The organism is Flavihumibacter sp. CACIAM 22H1 (assembly GCF_001601815.1).
Classification (GTDB): domain Bacteria; phylum Bacteroidota; class Bacteroidia; order Chitinophagales; family Chitinophagaceae; genus Flavihumibacter.
The window spans coordinates 1-3,888 of record NZ_LUKG01000150.1 but is presented as its reverse complement, the minus strand read 5'-3'; the positions used below and the strand labels follow the sequence as shown (position 1 = coordinate 3,888).

5 protein-coding genes are annotated in these 3,888 nt (G+C 43.7%); 2 read left to right on the top strand and 3 right to left on the bottom strand.

From position 1 onward, the window contains the following. The coding region (locus A1D16_RS21375) for a hypothetical protein (protein ID WP_290713639.1) at window positions 1-934 on the top strand (934 nt) is incomplete at its 5' end. Between the two features lie 10 nt (window positions 935-944). Next, window positions 945-2,087 (top strand): glycoside hydrolase family 130 protein, encoded by a 1,143-nt coding sequence (locus A1D16_RS21370; protein ID WP_290713636.1) that lies wholly within the window; start codon window positions 945-947, stop codon window positions 2,085-2,087. A gap of 17 nt (window positions 2,088-2,104) precedes the next feature. Here A1D16_RS21370 and A1D16_RS21365 read toward each other — a convergent pair whose 3' ends face one another. From A1D16_RS21365 to A1D16_RS21355, 3 genes are all read right to left on the bottom strand, one after another. Beyond that, window positions 2,105-2,482 carry a DUF1801 domain-containing protein gene (locus A1D16_RS21365; RefSeq protein ID WP_290713632.1) on the bottom strand — a complete coding sequence of 126 codons (378 nt, stop codon included), beginning with the start codon at window positions 2,480-2,482 and terminating at the stop codon, window positions 2,105-2,107. 80 nt (window positions 2,483-2,562) lie between these two features. Beyond that, entirely contained in the window at window positions 2,563-3,036 is a 474-nt protein-coding gene (locus A1D16_RS21360; RefSeq protein WP_290713629.1) for a hypothetical protein, read from the bottom strand. An 83-nt stretch (window positions 3,037-3,119) separates the two neighbouring features. After that, a complete protein-coding gene (locus A1D16_RS21355; protein WP_290713626.1) occupies window positions 3,120-3,773 on the bottom strand; it encodes a carbonic anhydrase in 654 nt (217 codons plus the stop codon). Window positions 3,774-3,888 lie beyond the last annotated feature (115 nt).

Sequence of the window (3,888 nt, the reverse complement as noted above, 5' to 3'; positions counted from 1 at the left end):
CCTGAGCGTGGTGCAGGCATTTGATCCATCCATCCTATCCAAATCATTGCATGTTTTCCCGGTTAGAGATACCTGGCGGATCAGGTCTGGTGGAGGTTTTCAGGGAGCGATGCCGGTAAATGCAGGCAAAAACCCAACTCCCGGCCTGGTTATTAATTTTTATGCCGGACCTTCCATCACAGATTCTACACCTGCTTCCATTACCCTGCGTGATAAAAATAAGAAGCTGATCAAAACCTATTCTACCGACTCAAAAGAAAATAAGCTGGAGGTGAATAAAGGCATGAATCAATGGACCTGGAACCTGCAATATCCGGAGGGAGAAAAAATTGATGGAATGATTTTATGGAATGGAGTACCCGGAAGTATTTTGGCAGCACCCGGCACTTATTCTGCTCTTGTAAAGCTGGGTACAGATTCGGTAGAACTTCCTTTTGTGCTGAAGGCCGATCCCAATTATAAAGTATCAATTGCCGATTATGAAGCACAGTTCAATTTTTTACAGGAGGTGCAGGGCAGCTTTAATAAAGTGCAAAAAAGTGTAAAAGAGATCCGGGCGCTTCGTAGCCAGCTAACTGATTTTGTAAGCCGCCAGGGCAATGCTATTCCTGCAGAAATAAAACAACAGGCCGATAGTATCACCCGGCAATTAACGGCTGTAGAAGAGATATTTTACCAGACAAAGGCCAAAAGTTTCCAGGATGTGCTGAATTTCCCCATCCGGCTCAATGATAAATTGGCCGGTGTATTTGATGCGGCTAACAGTGGTAATATGGCGCCCAGTAAACAGGCCAGGGATGTGTATACAGACCTGGCACAACAGTGCGAAGCAGCCTTCAATAAACTGGAGCAGATCAAAACCATTCAGGTAGCTGCCTTTAATCAACTGATACGTGAAAAGGCCTTACCTGTAATAGGGGTTAAAGCTGAATAAATACGATACCATGTTTAATAAACCCAGTGGGTACCTGTTTGCGTTACTGCTATTTGTACTGGCTGCCTGTGGTGTGCAAAAGAAAGAACCTGGTCAGGAGGAATGGATGCTGACCGGATTTCTGAAATCAGACAGTGTTAATCCCTGCCTCAGCCCTGGCATGGATAGTTTTCCGGACCCGATCAGGAAACAATATGTGCAATGGGAGCTGAAAGATGTATTTAACCCGGCTGCTGTTGTAAAAGATGGTAAAGTATACCTTTTATACCGGGCAGAAGACAGTATCGGAAAGTATAATGGAACCTCTCGTATCGGATTGGCCGAAAGTGAAGATGGTTTGCATTTTACGAAGAAAAAAGAACCTGTTCTGTTTCCTGCTGAAGATGCATTCAAAGCATTGGAATGGGAAGGAGGATGTGAGGACCCGCGTATTGTGGAAGACTCATCCGGCCGGTATATTTTAACGTATACGGCATATGATGGCCAAACCGCCCGCCTGATGGTAGCCAGTTCCACTGACCTGGTTAACTGGACCAAACATGGATCAATTTTTAGCAAAACTGCTGGTGGAAAATATGTACAGATCTGGTCAAAATCCGGCGCTATTGTAACCAAACCGGCAGGTGATAAACTGGTTGCTGTTCGTATCAATGGGAAATACTGGATGTACTGGGGCGAATCGAATATTTATGCTGCAACCTCCGATAACCTCATCGATTGGGAGCCTGTACCGGAACCTGATCCATCCAAACGCAGCTACGATACACTCCGTAAACATGAAACCTTTAAAGTCGTGTTTTCGCCCCGTCAGGGAAAATTCGACAGTTACCTGGTAGAGCCGGGTCCACCCGCAGTGCTAACTGATAAAGGAATATTATTTATTTATAACAGCAGGAATGATCCTGCCCGCGGAGATACGAGTCTGCCCGGGGGTACATACGCAGCCGGACAAATATTACTTCGGTCTGATAATCCTATGGAAGTAATTGACCGATCGGCTTCCTGGTTTATCCGTCCTGATCGCCCGTTTGAAATAAGCGGACAGGTAAATCATGTAATATTTGCAGAGGGACTTGTTCGATTTAAGGATAAATGGTTTTTGTATTATGGAACAGCCGATTCTAAAATTGGCGTAGCCGTACGTAGTCATTGACGAAAAAGCCTGTCTGTTTAGGCAGGCTTTTTCTTTGCTTCATATTTTTCTTTGTTTTCTTTTAACCGGAAGCTCGTAATTTTTTTCACCAGCTCCAGGGGGATGGGCTGGTCAAGTGGAAACTGGATAGCGCCTTTGGAGGTTTTATACCCCTTTAACTCCTTTTCAAAATTAGTGATACCACTTGGGGAAGGGTAGAAGCCAATATGGGTTTTGCAACCGGCAAAATGTACCAGGTTACCATATTGCACATAAGTGGGCATACCGTATTTAATGGCTTCCTCCGCTTTAGGTGCAGCTTTTTGAATAGCTGTCCTCATTTTGTTTAGGAGTACCTGAATTTCTTTCGGAAAAGATTCAATGTATTCGTCAATCGTCGTAATGGATGTATTCATACTGTCTTTTTACTCCTTAAAACTAGTCCTTATCGGGAAAGGGCCTGGGGGGTAATTCTGCCAAAAAAAGGGCAATTTTACTAAAATCGTTTTCCATAAGAAAAACCGATCCAGGGCAGGAAGGGGTCTGCATTAAGGATGGGAGAAAAATTGATGCGCCACATATAATTATTGCGGGTATGTTTTCTGAAGCCAAAAGATGGAACGATATAGGATACCAGATCTACCGTAATAACGTCTTTTGATTGCCGGTTGAATTCCAGGGTAGGGGTTAATCCCAGCCCGGCTTCCAGGAATTGCAATTCGTTTTTTAAAGGAACCAGGTAATTGATGGCCACCGGAATAGTCGGATGCACTCCGTATTCGGCATAAAATCCTAGTCCAGCACGTATCCCAAACCCCGGTTTATGACTGAACTGATATTCATAATTGAGTGCGCCAAATAAGCCATTTCCTCCTGCTTCCAGGTAAACTGCGTTACGGGTAAAATTGGTTTGTGCGTGTAGCGCAACACAGGAACAAAGGGCTCCTGCAAGCATAAGAAGTTTTTTCATCCGGCCGATAAGGTTGTTTCAAACAAGTTACTAATTCAATTATAAACCGGCAAACTCAAAGGCGTTGGTTCTAACAAAATGTTTTAACCTCCGGTCGTATTATCGGTACCGAGGTCATAAATTTCACGTATAGAATCCAGGGCTTTATCAAAGTCAATATTCAGGTCGATCAATTTTCCGGAATGAATATCGAACACCAATGCATGTACTACCGGGTAACCTTTGGAAAGATAACTTTTTTGCCAGGCAGCCATTTTAATAATATTGATACATTGTTCCTGCACATTCAGTTCTACCAATCGCTTATAGCGTGCTTCTTCGTCTGTAATGGCCTGGAGTTCTTCTTTGTGTAAACGGTAAACATCACGGATGGTTCTTAGCCAGGGGTTCATTAAACCGAGGTCTTTGGGTTGCATGGCGGCTTTAATACCTCCGCAGTTATAGTGCCCGCAAACAATAATATGTTTTACATCCAGGTGGCGTACGGCGTATTCTACTACTGCACCGGAATTGTTGTCATTATTAGGCACCAGGTTAGCAATATTCCGATGAATAAATACTTCTCCTGGTTGTGCGCCCATCAGGTCTTCCGCAGTAACCCTGCTGTCGCTGCAACCTATAAACAGAAATTCAGGTTTTTGCCCCGCTGCCAGTTCCTGAAAATAAGCCTTATTGGTTTTCGTTTTTTCTTCAATCCATTGCCTGTTTTTCTCGAAAATCTCTTTGTATTTGATCATCTTTTTCCAATTTAGGGGATTACTGTGTTGGACGCTGGTTGCCGGTTAAGCTAAAATAAGCTAATTGCTGAACCTTTTCTTTGCGCTGGTACCAATCGTTGTACACCAATTCCAT